The sequence below is a fragment of the Roseateles sp. genome (assembly GCF_036486225.1).
Classification (GTDB): domain Bacteria; phylum Pseudomonadota; class Gammaproteobacteria; order Burkholderiales; family Burkholderiaceae_C; genus Roseateles.
On sequence record NZ_DASVNZ010000162.1, the window covers coordinates 13,304 to 29,022 of the forward strand.

A 15,719-nucleotide genomic window follows, 5' to 3' on the forward strand; every position below is an offset into this window, starting at 1 on the left:
GCCTGGTCAGCTCCCGAGCGACAGCTGCTCGACGGCCTCGACGATGCGGCGGGCCTGTTCCCCGGTCTCGATCGACTGCTCCGCGGCCATGCGTTCCAGCCGGGACAGCGCCTGCGCGCGGGTCAGCGAGTAGCGGTGCATCAGCACGCCCAGGGCCATGGCTTCGACGACCTCGAGCGAGGCGCTCGGCTCGACGGCCGGCGCGGGCGGCGCCGCGACGGTACGGGCGGGACGGTTGGCGAAGGCGGCCTCGACGGCCGGGACGATCTGGTGGATGTCCAGCGGCTTGACGAGGTAGGCGAGGGCGCCGAGTTCCTTCACCTTGGCGATGGTGGCCTCGTCGGCGAAGGCCGAGAGGAACATGAAGGGCAGCTGCAGGTAGTCGCGCAGGTAGCCGGCGACGTCGAAGCCGGTCATGCCTTCCATGCGGATGTCCAGCAGCGCCAGGTCGGGCCGGTGCTGGCGGGCGATGAGGATGGCGTCGTCGCCGTTGTCGGCGTCGAGCACCTCATAGCCGGCCTGGGCGAGGCCGTGCGTCAGGGTGGCGAGCACCAGCCGGTCGTCGTCCACGACCAGGATGCGGCCCTTGCCGCTCGCGCCCACGTCCTTGCTCACGCCATCCAAGCTGCTCACGCTGCTCCCGACTCGAAGACCATCAAGGTCATCACGACCACCAAGGCCAACCCCAATCGATGGGGGACCCAAGATTGTCACCGAAATGCCGCGGACGGGTCAGCCGCCGCCGGGCCCCGGTTTCGGGTGGTCACAAGTGACCCCGCGAGGCGCTCGCGGCACCGCCGTTCGTCCGCCATCCTCCCCGTGGCGCATGGCCCGGACACATGGCCCGGACACATGGCCCGGACGCATGGTCCAGACACATGGTCCAGACACATGGTCCAGACACATTGCCCGAACACATTGCCCGAACATTAACGCCCTGCATCCCGTTGGGCCGCTCCCTCGAAGCGCGGGCGGGGGCCTAGCATGGCGGCCCTTCCACCCCGTGTGAGCGTTCATGCGAGTCTTGCTGGTCGAGGACGACCTTCCCCTGTCTCACGCCCTGCGCACCGCGCTCGAGCGCCATGGGCTCGTCATCGACGCCGTCCATGACCTCGCGACGGCGGACAGCGCCCTGCGCCTGGGCGTGCATGACGCCTTGCTGCTGGACCGGGGCCTGCCCGACGGAGACGGTGTCGACTTCATCGCCGCCGCGCGGGTCATCGCGCCGGCGCTGCCCATCATCCTGCTGACCGCGCGCGGGGAAGTGCTGGACCGGGTCGAGGGCCTGAACGTCGGCGCGGACGACTATGTCGTCAAGCCGGTGGCCGTCGACGAACTGCTGGCCCGGCTGCGCGCCGTCGCACGACGTCCGTCGACGCCGGCGCTGACCCGGGCCACGATCGGGCGCCTCACCTTCGACTTCAGCACGCAGGAAGTGCGCGTGGCCGACGGCGAGCCGCTCCGGTTGCAGCGCCGCCAACTGCTGATCCTGGAGGCGCTCATCTACCGCCAGGGCCGCACCGTGCGCCGCGAAGCGCTGCGCGAAGCCGTCTACGGCATCGACGATGACATCCAGTCCAACGCCTTGGACGCGCACATCTCCAAGATCCGCAAGGTGCTGGAGGAGGCCCGGGCCGACGTGGAGATCGCCGTGGTGCGCGGCGTGGGCTACCTGCTCCGGGAGCTGCGATGAGGGGGCCGGCATGAGGACACTGTTCCGCAAGGGCCCGTCCCTGACCCTCCGGCTGCTGGGCTCTCTGGCCGTCACGCAGTGTCTGGCGATGGTCCTGGGCGCGACCGGGCTGGTCTTCCTGATCACCGACAAGACCGCCGGTTTCGTCAACAAGATGATTGCCGATGACCTGGCCGCGGCGATCACCGTCGGTGCCGACGGCCCGATGGTCACCGACCGCGACAAGCTCGCGGCGCTCGTCGCCGAGAACCCCAAGCTGTGGTGGATCGTCAGGGACGAGGCGGGACGGAGCCTGACACATGGCGAGCCTCCGCGCGAACTGAACAGCCTGGTGACGGCGATGCAGACCTTCGATCCCGCGGAGCTGACCACCAGCCCCGCGCGACCGGAGCTGTCCATGCGTGTCGAGACGCTCATCATCGGCGGCAGACGCGTGCTGCTGATGACGGGCGGCGGTGCGCCGGCCACGTTCCAGCGCACGACGGGCCTGCTCGCGCTGTTCTTCACCTCGTGGTTCGCGCTGCCCTTGATCGCGCTGTCCGCCGTCGCGATCCCCTGGTCGATCTGGCGCGCCACGCGGGGGCTGCACGAGGTGGCGCGTCAGGCGGCGTCGCTGGAGTTGGACGACCCGACCGCGCATCTGCCGGAGGACACCGTGCCCCGCGAGATCCGGCCGCTGATCCGCGCGTTCAACGAAGCCCTGGACCGGATCAAGGTCGAGCATCAGGCGCGCGGGCGCTTCCTGCGCGACGCCGCCCACGAGATCCGCATCCCGATCGCCGTCCTGATGGCCCGGGTGGAAGGCATGCCGCCGCATCCGATCCAGACGACGCTGCTGACCGACCTGAGCCGTCTGACGACGCTGGCCGAGCAGTTGCTCGACTTGCAGCGGCTGCGCGGACTGACGCAGGACATGGCCACGGTGGACCTGTGCGAGATCGGTCGCGAAGTGGTGTCCGACATGGCGCCGCTGGCACTGAAGGGGGGCAATGAACTGGTGCTGGAAGCGCCTGGGCGCGCCATCCCCGTGAAAGGCCAGGCCGTGTCGCTGTTGAGGGCGCTGACCAACCTGATCCAGAACGCGCTGGTGCACGGCGGCAGTCCGGGCACGGTCGTCGTGACCGTGCGGAGCGACGACCGCCGCGGCTTCCTGGAGGTGTCCGACGAGGGCGACGGCGTGGCCGCCGCGGAACGCCGGGAGATCTTCCGTCCCTTTGTCCGCGGTGACGCCGCCTCCCCGGGCCACGGCCTGGGCTTGCACCTGGTCGAGGAGATCGTCCAGTTGCATGGGGGGCGCATCACGGTCGGCCGGAGCCCGGCAGGCGGCGCGTCGTTCGTGATCCAGCTGGATCTGCACGCCGGGGCCGCATGAGCAGGGACGCCTAGAACCTCAGCTTCATCGCGATCGACGGTCCCTGGAGCCGCAGGTTCAGGAAGGTGCCGATCTCGTCGCGGTGTTTCATCTTGAAGTCGCTGAAGTTGTACGCTGCGGTCAGGCCCACGTTGTGGACGGGGAACCACTCGGCACCGACGGTCGCATTCAGGATGCTGTCCCGACGGCCGCCCGAGTTTCTCCAGGCACCCGAGGCGTCGGCGAAGAGGCGGACGTCCGGGCTGAGCGCATGACGCAGGCCCAACTCGCCGAACGGGGCGAGTTTTCCGCCGCTGCCCTTGACGTCCAGCGAGGTGCCGCTGCCGTCCTGCGCGTTGAAGGTCGCGTGCGATCGCGTGCTCGCCTTGTAGTAGCTGGCGCCGGCGCCGAGGCTGAAGGCCGTCTTGCCCGATCCGAACCACCAGCGGTAGGACGCCTTGCCGAATTCCAGCTTCGAGTTCAGCGCGCCATTGGCGTCGAAACCGGTGAACCGGTCCGAGCGGTCATAGCGGTAGTAGTCGAACGACAGACCCTGCCGATCGAACAGGCGCAGGTCCAGCTGGAGACGTGGCAGGTTGGCGCTGCCGCCGGAGAAGGAGGAAACGCTCGCCCCGCCGTCCGGAGAGGCACCACGGGCGCTGAGCGTGGGGCGCAGGTGATAGACGCCGGCCGCCACGCTCACGCGGTCGACGGCGCTGAACTCCTCGGCGCGCTCCTGGGCGTGAGCGGGGGTCGTCAGTGCGGGAATGACTGCGGGGGCCAATGTGGCGGCGATTGCGAGCATCCCTACGGATCGTGGGAATCGATCGGTGCGCTTCATCGTGGGCTTCGAGACAGTGGAGAAGCAATGCAGGCTATCGCCGCGACATTGCCTCAACCTAGCCCCAACGTTGTCTCAACGTTGCCTCTACCTTGCCTCGCGCCTAGAGCGCCTCCAGCAACTGCACCCCGGGCGGCCACAGGCTGAGTTCGCAGACGACCTGACCGCCTTCCTGCGTGAGCCCGAGCAGCGCGCTGCGCCGCGGCAGCAGCGCGCGCACCAGGCCCAGGCCGGACACGCCGCCGCGCACCTGCGCGAGGTCGAAGCCCGCCGGCAACTGTCCCTTGTTGATGATGCGCAGCACCACCTGCTCGGGATCGAAGCGCAGCTCGCAGCGCACCGGCGTCTCGCCGCCATGCTTCACCGCGTTGGTGAACAGCTCGTTGAGCGTCAACGCGATCGGGATCGCCTCGGCTTCGGGCAGGCCCCAGCGGTGCGACTGCTCGGCCATCGCGCCGTCGATGTCGACCAGGATCTCGCGCCCGAACATCCGCTGCACCGAGCCCATCACCGCCTCGACGACCTTGCGCAGCCGCAGCGGTCCCGACATGCCGACCTGCAGCCCGTAGACCTGCGCGATCGCCTGCACCTGGCCGACGGCCTCGTTGATGACCGTCCTCACCTCGGGCCGCCGCGCCGCGATCTGCTGCAGCAGCCCGGCCACGCCCTGGAGGTTGTTCTTGATCCGGTGGTGGACCTCGCGCACCAGCAGCTCGCGCTGCGCGATCGCCGCTTCCAGCCGCGCGGCTTCCTGCGCGCGCTGCTGCGTCACGTCGGTGGCGACCAGCAGCAGCTGTTCCGGCTCCAGCTCGCCGCTGGCGTCGTTGACGCCCGCCAGGTGCAGCAGCCGCGCGTCCCAGATCCGCGCCTGGCCGCGCACCGTCAGCCGGTATTCGCGCTGCAGCACCTCGCTGCTCTGCAGCGCGAACTCCATGTCCGAGCGGATGGTCTCCGCCTCGTCGCCGCTGCCGAAGAGCGCCTCCAGGCTCGCGCCGAGCAGCTCTTCCTCCGGCCGGCCCGCCAGCGCCGCCGCGGCCTGGTTGATCTGCCGCACCTGCAGCGTGCGCGCGTCGTGCAGGCTGATGGCGATGGGCGCGGCCTCGATGATCCGGTGCAGCGAGGCCTGCGCCTGCTGGCTCTGCGCCTCGGCCTGGCGGCGGCGTTCGATGTCGAGCAGCGCGTAGGTCAACTGCCGCGAGCTGTCCGGCCCGACCGTCGCGACCGCGTTGCCGACCACCCAGAACTCGCGCCCGTCGCGCGCGACCACGCGGCATTCAAAGGTCTCGGCCTGACCTTCGGGCAGTTCGTCCAGATACTGCGTCTGACGGAACGGGTGGTCCGGTGCTTCGGTCGCGACGCTGCTGATCGGCTGACCGGCGAACTCCGGCAGGTCGCCGCCGAACATCCGTCGTGCCGAGCGGTTCATCCACTCGATGCCCTGGCGGCCCACCGTCACGATGCCGACCAGCACCGAGTCGAGCACCGCGCGCTCTCGCTCCGTCTGCAGGTTCAGCGAATGCTGCAGCAGCTCGTTGCGCTCCTGCGCCTGGTGGTGGTCCGTGATGTCGACGGTCAGCACGGAGGTCGTCTTCTGGCCCGAGGCCAGCTGGCCGATCTCGACCCGCGTCATCAGCCAGCGCAAGCCGTGCTCGGGATGTCGGACCGCGTAGCGCGCCACCGTGGGCATCGCCTGCTTCAGCGCCTGCTGGAGCTTCTCGTATTCGGCGCGCGACTCGGGCTCGACCATGTCGCGGTTGACGCCTTGCAGCGCCGGCGCAGGCCGCATGCCCTCGTCGCCGGGAATGGGCGGCGGAGGCGGCGCCCCGGTGCCGGGCCGCGACCAGCCGCCTTCCGCCTGGAAGGTCGCCAGTCCCACGCCGGCCGTGTCCATCAGCGTCTGCAGCTGCTGCTGCGCGAGCTCCAGATCCTGCTCCGCGCTGCGGTCCTCGAGCATCACCAGCGTGCGCGGCCGCGTCCACGGGCCGCTCAGCCGGCGCGCGCGCACGCGGATCCAGCGTCGACGATCGCCGGGCGGGGCGAGCAGCGCGTTGCGATGCGTCTCTTGACCCGACTCAGGGGCCTTCGCATGCAGCAGGTCGCGCCACTCGGGCGGAAGCTCGTGCAGGCTGATCGGCATCTGCGGGCTGAGGCGCCGGCACAGCGCCGCGAAGGCGCCGTTGAAGCGCAGCAGCAGGCCCTGGTCGTCGTGCATCAGCGCGGGCAGCGGGCTGAGATCCAGCCACTGGTCGATCTCGGACTGCATCCGATCCGCGCGCTCCCGTGCCGCCAGCTCGGTGCTGTGGTCCTGCAGCAGCGCCAGACCCAGTCCACCCTCCAGCGGATGCACCCACGCCTGCAGCAGATGATCGCGACCCTGGTCATCGACCAGACGCAACTCCTGCGCCTTGCGGCTGGGCAGCAGGCGCTCACCCTTCAGCGAGATCGCACCCATCAAACCCTGCAGCCGCGCGTTGCTCAGCAAGACCTGGCCCTTGGCATCCAGCACGAAAGCCGGCCAAGGACCCTCCCACAAGCCGGCCAGCAGATCAGCCAACGCCAGGCCACGCGCCGTCAGCAGCGCTCGCAGGGCGTCGAGATCAGGGGAGGCGAGAGGGAGTTGGGTCGACACGGGGCGAGTTTATGCCGGGTGGGGACCGCCTATCTGCAACGGTTTGAGCGTTGGCCGCCAGGTCGCAGGGCCTTGGCCGCAAGGGCCAAAACCCCGCGACCTGCCGTCCCCGATCGCCGTCCTACTTTCACGGTTTTGCGACCGAGGACTGCAATGGAAAAGGCCTCGCGGAATTGCCGGCGAGGCCTCTCGTTGCTTTGGGCTTGACGCCCGGGTTCACTCGAGTTGCGAGGCCTTGTGCAGCGCGCGCAGCACCGCGCCGTTCACTTCGTCCGGACCCAGCATCAGCGTGTCGAGCGCGGCGCGGACGTCGAGGATCGATTCGTTCTCGATCGCCTGCACCAGGTCCAGATAGCCCTTGTACGGGCCGGTCTGCTCGACCAGCGCCTGCCGCACACGCTCGGGCACCGGGATGGACTGCAGCAGCTTCTCGAAGGGCTGCTTCAGCATGTGGTCCAGCAGCGAGAACAGGCCGCAGATGAACATCTCGTCGCGGACTTCGGAATCCGTCATGCTCTTGGCCAGCTCTTCCATCACCAGGCCGCGACGCAGCGCGCCGAACATGACCGGGCGCATCGCGTGGTCCTTGCTGGCCGTCGCCAGCAGCAGGGCCAGCCAGCGGCGCAGGCGGGCGTAGCCCAGCAGCATGATGGCGTGACGGAAGGACGACACTTCGACCGACAGGCCGAAGGCTGCGGAATTCATGTAACGCAGCAGCTTGAAGGCCAGGCTCGGATCGCGCTTGAGCGTCTGCTCCAGGCGCTCGACGTCCTCGCCCTGGTCGACGCGCGACATCAGCTCGACGATCACCTGCAGGTCGGCCTGCGCATCGTTGCGGGCCGCCGGGGCGGCAGGCGCCTCGAACTCGCCGTGCACGGTCCAGCCCAGCACGCCGGCCGCGCCGGCATCCAGCGCCTGCTTGAAATCACCGCCGTTGCGGGCGCCCGAGACCAGCACCGACTTGCCGGCCGGCAGCGGACCGCCGCTCAGCTCCTGCAGGTCCAGCACCAGCTGCTTGAAGCCGGCCGCGTCGGAGCGGCCCTTCAGCAGCGCGCCGCGGGCCTGCGCCTGGGCCGCCAGGTCCGCGTCGGACAGCAGGAAGGCGGGGACCTCGATCTTGAAGTTGCCCGGCAGCGCGGCGGCGAGCAGGCCCTTGAGCAGGCCTTCGTGCGCCACGTTCAGCAGCACGGGTTTGGTCGGGAAGGCCTCGGCCAGCGCCGTGAGCAGTTCGCCGGCGTCGGGCGTGCCCTCGGGGCGAAGCGCGAACACCGTGACGCGGGTGGCCTCGATGTCGAAGGACTTGGAAACCAGGGGCGCGTACCCCAGGGCCACTTGGCCCAGCACGGCGTGTGTCGAGTTCATGCAGATCGGCGCATCAGGAGTTGATGTACTGGAACAGCGACATGCGCTGCACCATCGAGTAGGTCTTCAGCGCCGCATCGTAGCCCGTCTGCTGATTCTGGAAGTCGGAAATGCCCTGGGTCATGTCCAGATCCTCTGCGGCAGATTGCTCAGCCTTGTTGTAAACCTTGAGCGTCTGCAGACGGGACTCCGAACCGTCCAGGTTGTTCATCTGTTCACCCACCTGGCTGCGCACGTTGGCGAGGTTGCCCATGACCGCGTCCAGGTCGCGCAGGTTCATCAGGTTGGACTGCGTGATCTCGGGGCCGGTGCGGCCCGTCGTCTTGAGCGATTCGATGGTGCGGTCCAGCACCTCGAAGAGCTTCAGGTCGGCCGTCGAGGGCTTGACGCTGAAGGTGTCGCCGTCGGACGGCGCGCCGGCGATGGTCATCGCCATGCCGTCGAACTTGACGCTCTGGCCGGCGGCGTAGTTGTCGCTGGCGACCGGCACGTGGCCTTGCGATTCGTTGAAGACGGTGTAGGTCTGCGCCGGCGCGGTGCCGCTGACGACGATGCTGTAGCTGTCGCCGGTGACCAGCGCCGGATCGGTGACGCGGCCGGAGTCGATGTAGCCGGTCGAGGCCTTGCCGGTCAGCGCGTTGGGCGCGGGACCGGTCTCGAAGGTGCCGTTGCCGCTGCGCGCCTGCTCCCAGGCCTGGCGGCCGTCGACGCTGAGCGGATAGTTCTCGAGGTTGCCGGTCGTGACGCTGCCCGAGATGCCCTCGAAGCCCACGCCGCCGCCGATGCGGTTGCCCGAGGCGTCGCGCTGCACCGGGTTGTCGAGGAAGGGCACGCCCGAGGTGCCCTGGCCGGAGAACAGGTAGCCGCCCGCGCCGTCGGTGCGGTTGGCGATCGAGAGCAACTGGTCGCGCAGGCCCTGGACCTTGGTCGCCAGGCCCTGCCGCTCCGGATCGCTGTAGCTGGCGTTGCCGGCGGCGACCAGCGCCTCGCGGATCTGCTGCAGCAGTTCGTTGGCGTCGCCCAGGCCGCTTTCGGCCAGGGTCATGCTGTTGCGGCTGGCGTCCAGTGCGCGCTGGCTGGCGTCGACCTGTCCGAGCGAGGTGCGCGCGCGCTCGGCGCGGGCCGCGCCGGTCGGGTCGTCGCTGGCCTTCTCGACACGCTTGCCGCTGGTCAGGCGCTGCTGCGCGTCCTGCATCTCCTGCTGGCGGCGCTGCAGCGTCGCGATGCTGGTGTCGAACATGTTGTTGGTCGAGAGTCGCATGGCTGCGTCCTTCAGGGTTCAGTGGCTCGGGCGCGTCAGCGGCCGACCACGCTCAGCAATTGGTCGAACAGGCTCTGCGCGGCCTGCAGCATCTTGGCGGCGGCCTGGTAGCCCTGCTGGAACTGCATCAGCTTGGCGGCCTCCTCGTCGAGGTTGACGCCGGCCTGGCTGGAGCGGGTCTGCTCGGTGTCCGAGGCCACCGTCGTGGAGACCTGCGCCAGGTAGTCCGCGCCCTGTACGCGCGAGCCGATATCGGCCATCGCGGCGGCGTAGGCCTCGTTGACGGTCTGGCCGCGCGACATGGTGCCGTCGACCTGCAGCTGCTTGCCCAGGAAGGGCTCCTTCTGCATCGCGAGGAAGGCCTTGGCGTTGCCGTTGTTGGTCGAGACCACCTGGTCCGACACCTGCATGGCGATCTTGTCGCCTTCGCGCGGCACGCCGTTGATGCTCAGCTCGAAACCCAGGTCCACGCCGTTGGCCGGATCGTTGCCGATCTTGCCGCCGGCCTTCCAGGTGCCGCTGACCTGCGTGTTGTCCGACAGGGTGATCGTGTAGTTGATGCTGTTGTCGGCGTTGACGGCGCCGAACTCGACGGTCGCGGGCTGCTTGCTCTTGTCGAACTTGTCGTTGATCGCGTAGAGCGTGTCGACGGTGGCCGTGCCCTTGTTGTTGATGTCGGTCGTGCCGATGATGGGCGAGGCCGCCGCCAGGCCGGACGGATCGTCCAGCGCGCGCTTGAAGCTGCCCGCCGCGTTGGCCACCGGCTCCAGCAGGAAGCTGTCGCCCTGCTGCATGGTGCCGGTCGTCGACAGGCTGATGCCGTAGGCCGCCTTGATCTGGTCGTTGTTCATGATCGTCGGCTGGCCGCCCGGGCGCACCGCGATCTGGTAGCTGTCGGGCGTGCCGGTCGGATCCGGCGTGACCATGAAGGACAGCGCCGGCACCAGCGAGCCGTCGGTGACGGTGGCGCTGAGCTTGGCGTCGCCGCGGTTGGTCGTCGCCGGCAGCACCGTCGGATTGGCGATGGTGAACAGCGGACCGCCGGCCTGCGCCTTCAGGTCGATGCCCAGGCTCTGCTGCTCGTTGACGCGCGTGGCGATCGCGGTCGCCATCTGGCCGAGCAGGTTGCGGGCGTCCTGCAGGTGGGTGTTCTGGTAACGCAGCATCGCCGTCAGTGAACCGCCGGTCAGCGTGCTGTCGTCCAGCGCGCGCGTGCCGCTGGTGTCGGTGATCGAGAGCTGCGCGCGCCCGCCGTCGTACGGATCGGGCGTGACCGAGAGCTGCTGCGCCTGGCCGCCCAGCACCAGCACCTGGCCGCCGCCGATGAACACGCCGGTCGTGCCGTCGCGGCTGTTGGGCACGGTGCTGACCTGCACGTACTGGCTGAGCTGCGAGATCAGCTGGTCGCGCTTGTCGAGCAGGTCGTTGGGGGTGTGGCTGGTGCCGGCCGAGCGGGCGATCTGGTCGTTCGCCGCGGCGATCTGCTTGGCGAGTTCATTGACCTGCTTGACGTCGGCGTTCATGTCGCTGACGACGCCCGACTGCAGGTCGGCCAGTTGCTGGCCCGCGCTCTGGAAACGCGCGGCCAGCGCCTGCGCCTTGCCCAGCACGACCTGGCGCGCGGACGGATCGGACGGGCGGCTGGCCACGTCGACCAGCGCGTTCAGGAAGTCGTTGGCGGACTGGCCGATGCCGTCGTCGCCGGTGGGGAAGAGTTTCTCCAGCTGCGCCAGCTGCGACTGCATCGTCGTGTCGGCGAAGGCCTGCGACTTGGCGGCCGCGGCCTCGCGGGTCAGGAACTCGTTGTGCGAGCGGGTCACCGTCTGCACGTTGACGCCCTTGCCGAAGTAGCCCGCGCCGGTGAACTGGCCTTCAGGCGTGGTCAGCACCACTTCCTGGCGCGAGTAACCCTGCGTGTTCGCGTTGGCGATGTTCTGGCCGATCGTCTGCAGCGCCGCCTGGTTGGCGAACATGGCGCGCATGCCGAGCGAGAGCAGCGGAGAGGTACTCATGTCGGGTTCCTCGGTCTTTCCTGGGCGTCCTGGACGAGCTCAGCGACGCGCGATCAGGCCAGCGCGCGCTGCACGCGCATCGTGGTGTTGATCGTGCGCGCCAGCTTGGTCGCGTACTCGGGGTCGGTGGCGTAGCCGGCCTTCTGCAGGCCCTTGGCGAAGCCCTCGGCGCTGCCGGTGTTGGCCTTGGCGACGACGTCGCGGTAGCGGTCGTTGCTGCCGATCAGCTTGGCGTAGTCCTTGAAGGCCTCTTCATGGCTGGCGTAGGCGCGGAACTTGGCCGTCACCTTGACCGCCTTGCCGTCGATGTATTCGGTGGTCTGCACCTCGGCGACCTTGCCGGTCCAGTTGGCGCCGGCCTTGATGCCGAAGATGTTGTTGCTGCTGGTGCCGTCCTTGTTCAGGATCTCGCGCTTGCCCCAGCCGGACTCGTGCGCGGCCTGCGCGATCATGAAGCTCGCGGGAATGCCAGTGGCGGCCTGCGCCGACTTGGCGGCGGCGTCGTGCTTGAGGATGAAGTCCTGCACGTGCGGCTGCACGTTCTTGACGGCCAGCGCCGGCAGCTGCTGGATCTTGGTCGCGTCCTTGGCGGTCGGCAGCTCGCCGTCCTTCACGCCGAGCTGGCGCTGCAGGTGGCGCTCGATGGCCTGGGACAGGCCGCCGGGCAGACCGGTCATCTTCGCGGCGTACTGCTGGTCCAGCATCTCGCCGCCCATCTGGGTCGCCGAGTTCTCCATCATCCCGCTGCTCATCGTGGCCTGGCGCATGCTCTTCATCACTTCCTGCATGAAGAGGGCCTCGAACTGGCGCGCGGTCTCCTTGACGGCGGCCTTGGGGTCGCGCGACGCGGTGCCCTTGAGCTGCTCGACCGAACGCGTGTCGGACGACAGGCCGCTGGTATTGATATTCGTGCCCATGCCGAGCGCGGTGCCAAGGGGGGTGGAGAGGGCCATGTCAGATCACCTCGAGTTCGGCGTTCAAGGCGCCGGCGCTCTTCATCGCCTGGAGGATCGCCAGCAGGTCCTGCGGCGTGGCGCCCAGCGTGTTGAGCGCCTTGACGACGTCGTTCAGGCGCGCGCCGGCCGGCAGCTGGATCAGCGAGCCGGGGTCCTGCTTGATCGAGATGTCGGTCTTCTGCGTGACCGTGGTCTGGCCGCCGGACAGCGCGTTGGGCTGGCTGACCTGCGGCGTGCTGGAGATGGTCACCGCCAGGTTGCCGTGCGCGACCGCGCAGGGCTGCAGCGTGACGGCCTGGTTCATGACGACCGAGCCGGTGCGGGCGTTGATGACGATGCGGGCGGCCGGGGTCTCCTGGTCGAAGCTCAGGTTCTCCATGTCGGCCAGGAAGGCGACGCGCGCGTCCGGCGCCAGCGGGGCGCGGACCTTGACGACGCGGCCGTCCAGCGCCATCGCCGTGCCTTCGCCCTTGGACTTGTTGATGGCCTTGGCGACGGCGCGCGCGGTGCCGAAGTCGGAGGCGTTCAGGTCCAGCTGCAGCCACTCGTTCTGCTGCAGCGGCGTGGGCACGCTGCGCTCGACCAGCGCGCCGCCGGGGATGCGGCCGGCGCTGAGGTGGTTGATCTGGACCTTGGAGCCGCCCGCGGACGCGCCGGCGCCGCCGACGATCAGGTTGCCCTGGGCGATCGCGTAGACCTGGCCGTCGGCGCCGCGCAGCGGCGTGGCGATCAGCGTGCCGCCGCGCAGGCTCTTGGCGTTGCCCATGGACGAGACGACCACGTCCAGCGGCTGGCCGGGTTGCGCGAACGGGGGGAGGGAGGTGGTGATCATGACCGCCGCGACGTTGCGCGGCTGCATGGTCACGCCGGGCGGCAGCAGCACGCCGAACTGCTGCAGCATCGCCGTCATGCTCTGGCCCGTGAACGGGGCCTGCGTGGTCTGGTCGCCGGTGCCGTCCAGGCCCACCACCAGGCCGTAGCCGGTCAAGGGGTTGGAGCGGACGCCCTGCACCGCGGCGACTTCCTTGATGCGCGTCGCCTCGGCCGGCGTCGCGATCGCGAGCAGGGCCATCAGCGCGAGCAGGCCGGAGGCCAGCAGGCGTGGGGAGCGGGAGAAGAAGCGGGGGAGGGTGGTGGGGTACATCTCGGTCACACGGTTGCAGACTCGTGTGACCGATTGTGGGGAAACTTAAATGGGCGAAAGGTTCAAGAAGAAGCGGGATAGCCAGCCAATTCCGTGTGCGTCGGCGACGGCGCCGCGTCCGCGCTGTTCGACCCGGACGTTGGCAATCGCCGTGGAGGCGACGATGTTCCCCTGGCGGATCGACTGCGGGTCGACCTGGCCGTAGAAGCGCAGCACGTCCACGTTGGCGTTGACGCCGACCTGCTTCTCGCCCGAGATCAGCAGATGGCCGTTGGGCAGCACGCCGGTGACGACCGCGGTAATGGTGCCGGAGAAGTCGTTGGTGTTCTCGTTCGTGCCCTTGCCGGTGCTCTTGCTCGACGAGGAGCCGCCCACGTCGGCGCGGCCGGCGCCGAAGGAGTTCGCGGCGATGCCCGGGATCGCGGTCACGGCGGCGGCCAGGGCGCCGCTCTTGTCCAGCTCGCTGGTCGACTTCTGCGTCGCGCTGACCTTCTCGGTGATGGTCACGGTGACGATGTCGCCGACCAGGCGGGCGCGGTGATCCTCGAACAGCGGCCGGTAGTTCGCATTCTGGTAGATCGCGCCGTTGTTGGCCGAGGCCGGGATCGGCTCGGGCATCTTCACCACCGGAGCGGGCTGCATGTCCACGCGCGGCTGCGGGTACATGGTCGAGCACGCGGTCAGCGCGAGGGCGGCCGGCACGAGGGCCAGGGCCGTGAGCGAACGGGCCAGAGAACGGGGCAGGGAGCGGGGCAGGGACGGGAACGAAGGCATGACGACTCCTAGGATCGCGGACAGGAACGAGGGCCCCCGCATCGTCGCGCGGGCGCTCAGCGCCCGGTCGGTGGAAGAGCGGGGCTCAGGCCGGTCAGATCTGCGAGAGCTTCTGGAGCATCTGGTCGGTGGTCTGGATCGCCTTCGAGTTCATTTCGTAGGCGCGCTGCGTCTGGATCATCTGGACCAGTTCCTCGACGACGTTGACGTTCGAGGTTTCGACGAAGCCCTGCTGCACCGTGCCCAGGCTGTTCTGGCCGGGGGCGCCGGTCTGCGGCGTGCCGGAGGCGACGGTCTCGGCGTACAGGTTGCCGCCCAGCGATTCCAGCCCCGGCGGGTTGATGAAGTTCGCCAGCTGCAGCTGGCCCAGCGTCGTCGGCGTGGCGCTGGCCGCGGTCGTGACGCTCACGGTGCCGTCGGCGCCGATGGTCAGGGTCTTGGCGTCGGCCGGGACGATGATCCCCGGCAGCACGGTGTTGCCGTTGTTGGTGACGACCTGGCCGTTGGCGTCCAGCTGGAAGCTGCCGTCGCGGGTGTAGGCGGTGGTGCCGTCGGGCATCTGGACCTGGAAGAAGCCGTTGCCCTTGACGGCCACGTCCAGGTAGTTGGACGTCTGGGTCAGGCTGCCCTGCGAGTGGCTGCGCGAGGTCGCGACCGCGCGCGAACCCAGGCCGACCTGCATCCCGGTGGGCAGCGTGGTCTGCTCGGTGTTGTTGGCGCCGGGCTGGCGCAGCGTCTGGTACATCAGGTCTTCGAAGACCGCGTGCGACTTCTTGAAGCCGTTGGTCGAGACGTTGGCCAGGTTGTGGGAAATCACGTCCAGCTGGGTCTGCTGGGTTTCCATGCCGGTCTTGGCGGTCCAGAGCGAGCGAAGCATCGAAGTCTCCTAATCCTGTGGCGAATGCGGTTCCGTACTGCGAACTGTCGGCAGGCGGATCAGCTGTCGGACAGCAGCTTGGAGGCTGCCTGGCCGTGGGTCTGGGCGATCGAGAGCAGCTTCATCTGCTGCTCGAACTGGCGGGCGGCGGCGATCATGCCGACCATGGTCTCGACCGGGCTCACGTTGGAGCCCTCGAGGGCGCCCGACTGCAGCCGGGCGGCGGGATCGGCGGGCAGCGGGTCGCCGCCGTCGGCGATGAACAGGCCGTCGTCGCGGCGCGTGAAGCGGCCGTCCTCGGTGACCAGCTTGATGCGGCCGATGTTCACCGGACGCTGGCCGTCGGCCTTGGCCACGACGGTGCCGTCGTCGCCGATCGAGATCGTCGAGTTGGGCGGCACGGTGATCGGGCCGCCGTCGCCCAGCACCTGCAGGCCGTTGCGCATGCGCAGCACGCCTTCCTGGTCGACGTCCATGGAGCCGGCACGGGTGTAGGCCTCGGTGCCGTCCAGCGCCTGCACGGCCATCCAGGACTTGCCCTTCATGGCGACGTCCAGGTTGCGGTCGGTCGTCGAGATCGGGCCGGCGGTGAGGTCGTGGCCGGTGGTCGTCTCCAGCGCGAACGCGCGGGTGGACGCGCCCTCGCCGCGGATGGGCACCGCACGGAACGCCTGCAGTTCGGCCCGGAAGCCGTTGCTGTTGGCGTTGGCGAGGTTGTTGGAAAGCACGTCCTGGCGCGACATCGCCGCCTGGGCGCCGCTCATCGACAGGTAGATCATGCGGTCCATCGGAACTCCTCAGCGATCGGCAACGGGATGG

The 15,719-nt window shown here is 69.1% G+C and carries 13 protein-coding genes; 2 read left to right on the top strand and 11 right to left on the bottom strand.

The window, feature by feature from the left end; translation table 11 throughout:
• Positions 1–6 precede the first annotated feature (6 nt).
• Positions 7–633 (bottom strand): response regulator, encoded by a 627-nt coding sequence (locus VF536_RS11245; protein WP_331614937.1) that lies wholly within the window; start codon positions 631–633, stop codon positions 7–9.
• A 382-nt stretch (positions 634–1,015) separates the two neighbouring features.
• Here VF536_RS11245 and VF536_RS11250 point away from each other — a divergent pair, with 382 nt between their 5' ends.
• Entirely contained in the window at positions 1,016–1,693 is a 678-nt protein-coding gene (locus VF536_RS11250) for a response regulator transcription factor (protein ID WP_331614938.1), read from the top strand.
• Positions 1,694–1,703: 10 nt separating this feature from the next.
• Positions 1,704–3,065 carry a HAMP domain-containing sensor histidine kinase gene (locus VF536_RS11255; protein ID WP_331614939.1) on the top strand — a complete coding sequence of 454 codons (1,362 nt, stop codon included), beginning with the start codon at positions 1,704–1,706 and terminating at the stop codon, positions 3,063–3,065.
• A 10-nt stretch (positions 3,066–3,075) separates the two neighbouring features.
• Here VF536_RS11255 and lptD read toward each other — a convergent pair whose 3' ends face one another.
• The 10 genes from lptD to flgF all read right to left on the bottom strand — a co-directional run bounded on the left by lptD (position 3,076) and on the right by flgF (position 15,688).
• Positions 3,076–3,849, bottom strand: coding sequence for an LPS assembly protein LptD (gene lptD, locus VF536_RS11260; protein ID WP_331614940.1), 774 nt, complete (start codon positions 3,847–3,849; stop codon positions 3,076–3,078).
• A gap of 139 nt (positions 3,850–3,988) precedes the next feature.
• Complete coding sequence (locus VF536_RS11265; protein WP_331614941.1) at positions 3,989–6,514, bottom strand: sensor histidine kinase; 2,526 nt, start codon at positions 6,512–6,514, stop codon at positions 3,989–3,991.
• Positions 6,515–6,730: 216 nt separating this feature from the next.
• Complete coding sequence (locus VF536_RS11270) at positions 6,731–7,876, bottom strand: EAL and HDOD domain-containing protein (RefSeq protein ID WP_331614942.1); 1,146 nt, start codon at positions 7,874–7,876, stop codon at positions 6,731–6,733.
• Between the two features lie 13 nt (positions 7,877–7,889).
• The gene (flgL, locus tag VF536_RS11275; RefSeq protein WP_331614943.1) at positions 7,890–9,137 is read right to left on the bottom strand and encodes a flagellar hook-associated protein FlgL; all 1,248 of its coding nucleotides are present in this window, start codon (positions 9,135–9,137) and stop codon (positions 7,890–7,892) included.
• Between the two features lie 35 nt (positions 9,138–9,172).
• Positions 9,173–11,149, bottom strand: a complete 1,977-nt coding sequence (flgK, locus tag VF536_RS11280) for a flagellar hook-associated protein FlgK (RefSeq protein WP_331614944.1) — start codon at positions 11,147–11,149, stop codon at positions 9,173–9,175.
• Positions 11,150–11,202: 53 nt separating this feature from the next.
• Positions 11,203–12,102 carry a flagellar assembly peptidoglycan hydrolase FlgJ gene (gene flgJ / locus VF536_RS11285; RefSeq protein WP_331614945.1) on the bottom strand — a complete coding sequence of 300 codons (900 nt, stop codon included), beginning with the start codon at positions 12,100–12,102 and terminating at the stop codon, positions 11,203–11,205.
• 1 nt (position 12,103) lies between these two features.
• Positions 12,104–13,249 carry a flagellar basal body P-ring protein FlgI gene (locus VF536_RS11290; RefSeq protein WP_331614946.1) on the bottom strand — a complete coding sequence of 382 codons (1,146 nt, stop codon included), beginning with the start codon at positions 13,247–13,249 and terminating at the stop codon, positions 12,104–12,106.
• A 45-nt stretch (positions 13,250–13,294) separates the two neighbouring features.
• Positions 13,295–14,023, bottom strand: a complete 729-nt coding sequence (locus tag VF536_RS11295) for a flagellar basal body L-ring protein FlgH (RefSeq protein WP_331614947.1) — start codon at positions 14,021–14,023, stop codon at positions 13,295–13,297.
• A 94-nt stretch (positions 14,024–14,117) separates the two neighbouring features.
• Positions 14,118–14,900, bottom strand: a complete 783-nt coding sequence (gene flgG, locus VF536_RS11300; protein ID WP_331614948.1) for a flagellar basal-body rod protein FlgG — start codon at positions 14,898–14,900, stop codon at positions 14,118–14,120.
• 59 nt (positions 14,901–14,959) lie between these two features.
• Positions 14,960–15,688, bottom strand: coding sequence for a flagellar basal-body rod protein FlgF (gene flgF / locus VF536_RS11305; RefSeq protein ID WP_331614949.1), 729 nt, complete (start codon positions 15,686–15,688; stop codon positions 14,960–14,962).
• Positions 15,689–15,719: the final 31 nt, after the last annotated feature.

Bases quoted from the DNA above. Each gene is read 5' to 3' on its own strand.
- VF536_RS11250 (WP_331614938.1), top strand. From the start codon at position 1,016: ATGCGAGTCTTGCTGGTCGAGGACGACCTTCCCCTGTCTCACGCCCTG.
- VF536_RS11255 (WP_331614939.1), top strand. From the start codon at position 1,704: ATGAGGACACTGTTCCGCAAGGGCCCGTCCCTGACCCTCCGGCTGCTG.
- lptD (WP_331614940.1), bottom strand. From the start codon at position 3,849: ATGCTCGCAATCGCCGCCACATTGGCCCCCGCAGTCATTCCCGCACTG.
- VF536_RS11270 (WP_331614942.1), bottom strand. From the start codon at position 7,876: ATGAACTCGACACACGCCGTGCTGGGCCAAGTGGCCCTGGGGTACGCG.
- flgL (WP_331614943.1), bottom strand. From the start codon at position 9,137: ATGCGACTCTCGACCAACAACATGTTCGACACCAGCATCGCGACGCTG.
- flgK (WP_331614944.1), bottom strand. From the start codon at position 11,149: ATGAGTACCTCTCCGCTGCTCTCGCTCGGCATGCGCGCCATGTTCGCC.
- flgJ (WP_331614945.1), bottom strand. From the start codon at position 12,102: ATGGCCCTCTCCACCCCCCTTGGCACCGCGCTCGGCATGGGCACGAAT.
- VF536_RS11290 (WP_331614946.1), bottom strand. From the start codon at position 13,249: ATGTACCCCACCACCCTCCCCCGCTTCTTCTCCCGCTCCCCACGCCTG.
- VF536_RS11295 (WP_331614947.1), bottom strand. From the start codon at position 14,023: ATGCCTTCGTTCCCGTCCCTGCCCCGCTCCCTGCCCCGTTCTCTGGCC.
- flgG (WP_331614948.1), bottom strand. From the start codon at position 14,900: ATGCTTCGCTCGCTCTGGACCGCCAAGACCGGCATGGAAACCCAGCAG.
- flgF (WP_331614949.1), bottom strand. From the start codon at position 15,688: ATGGACCGCATGATCTACCTGTCGATGAGCGGCGCCCAGGCGGCGATG.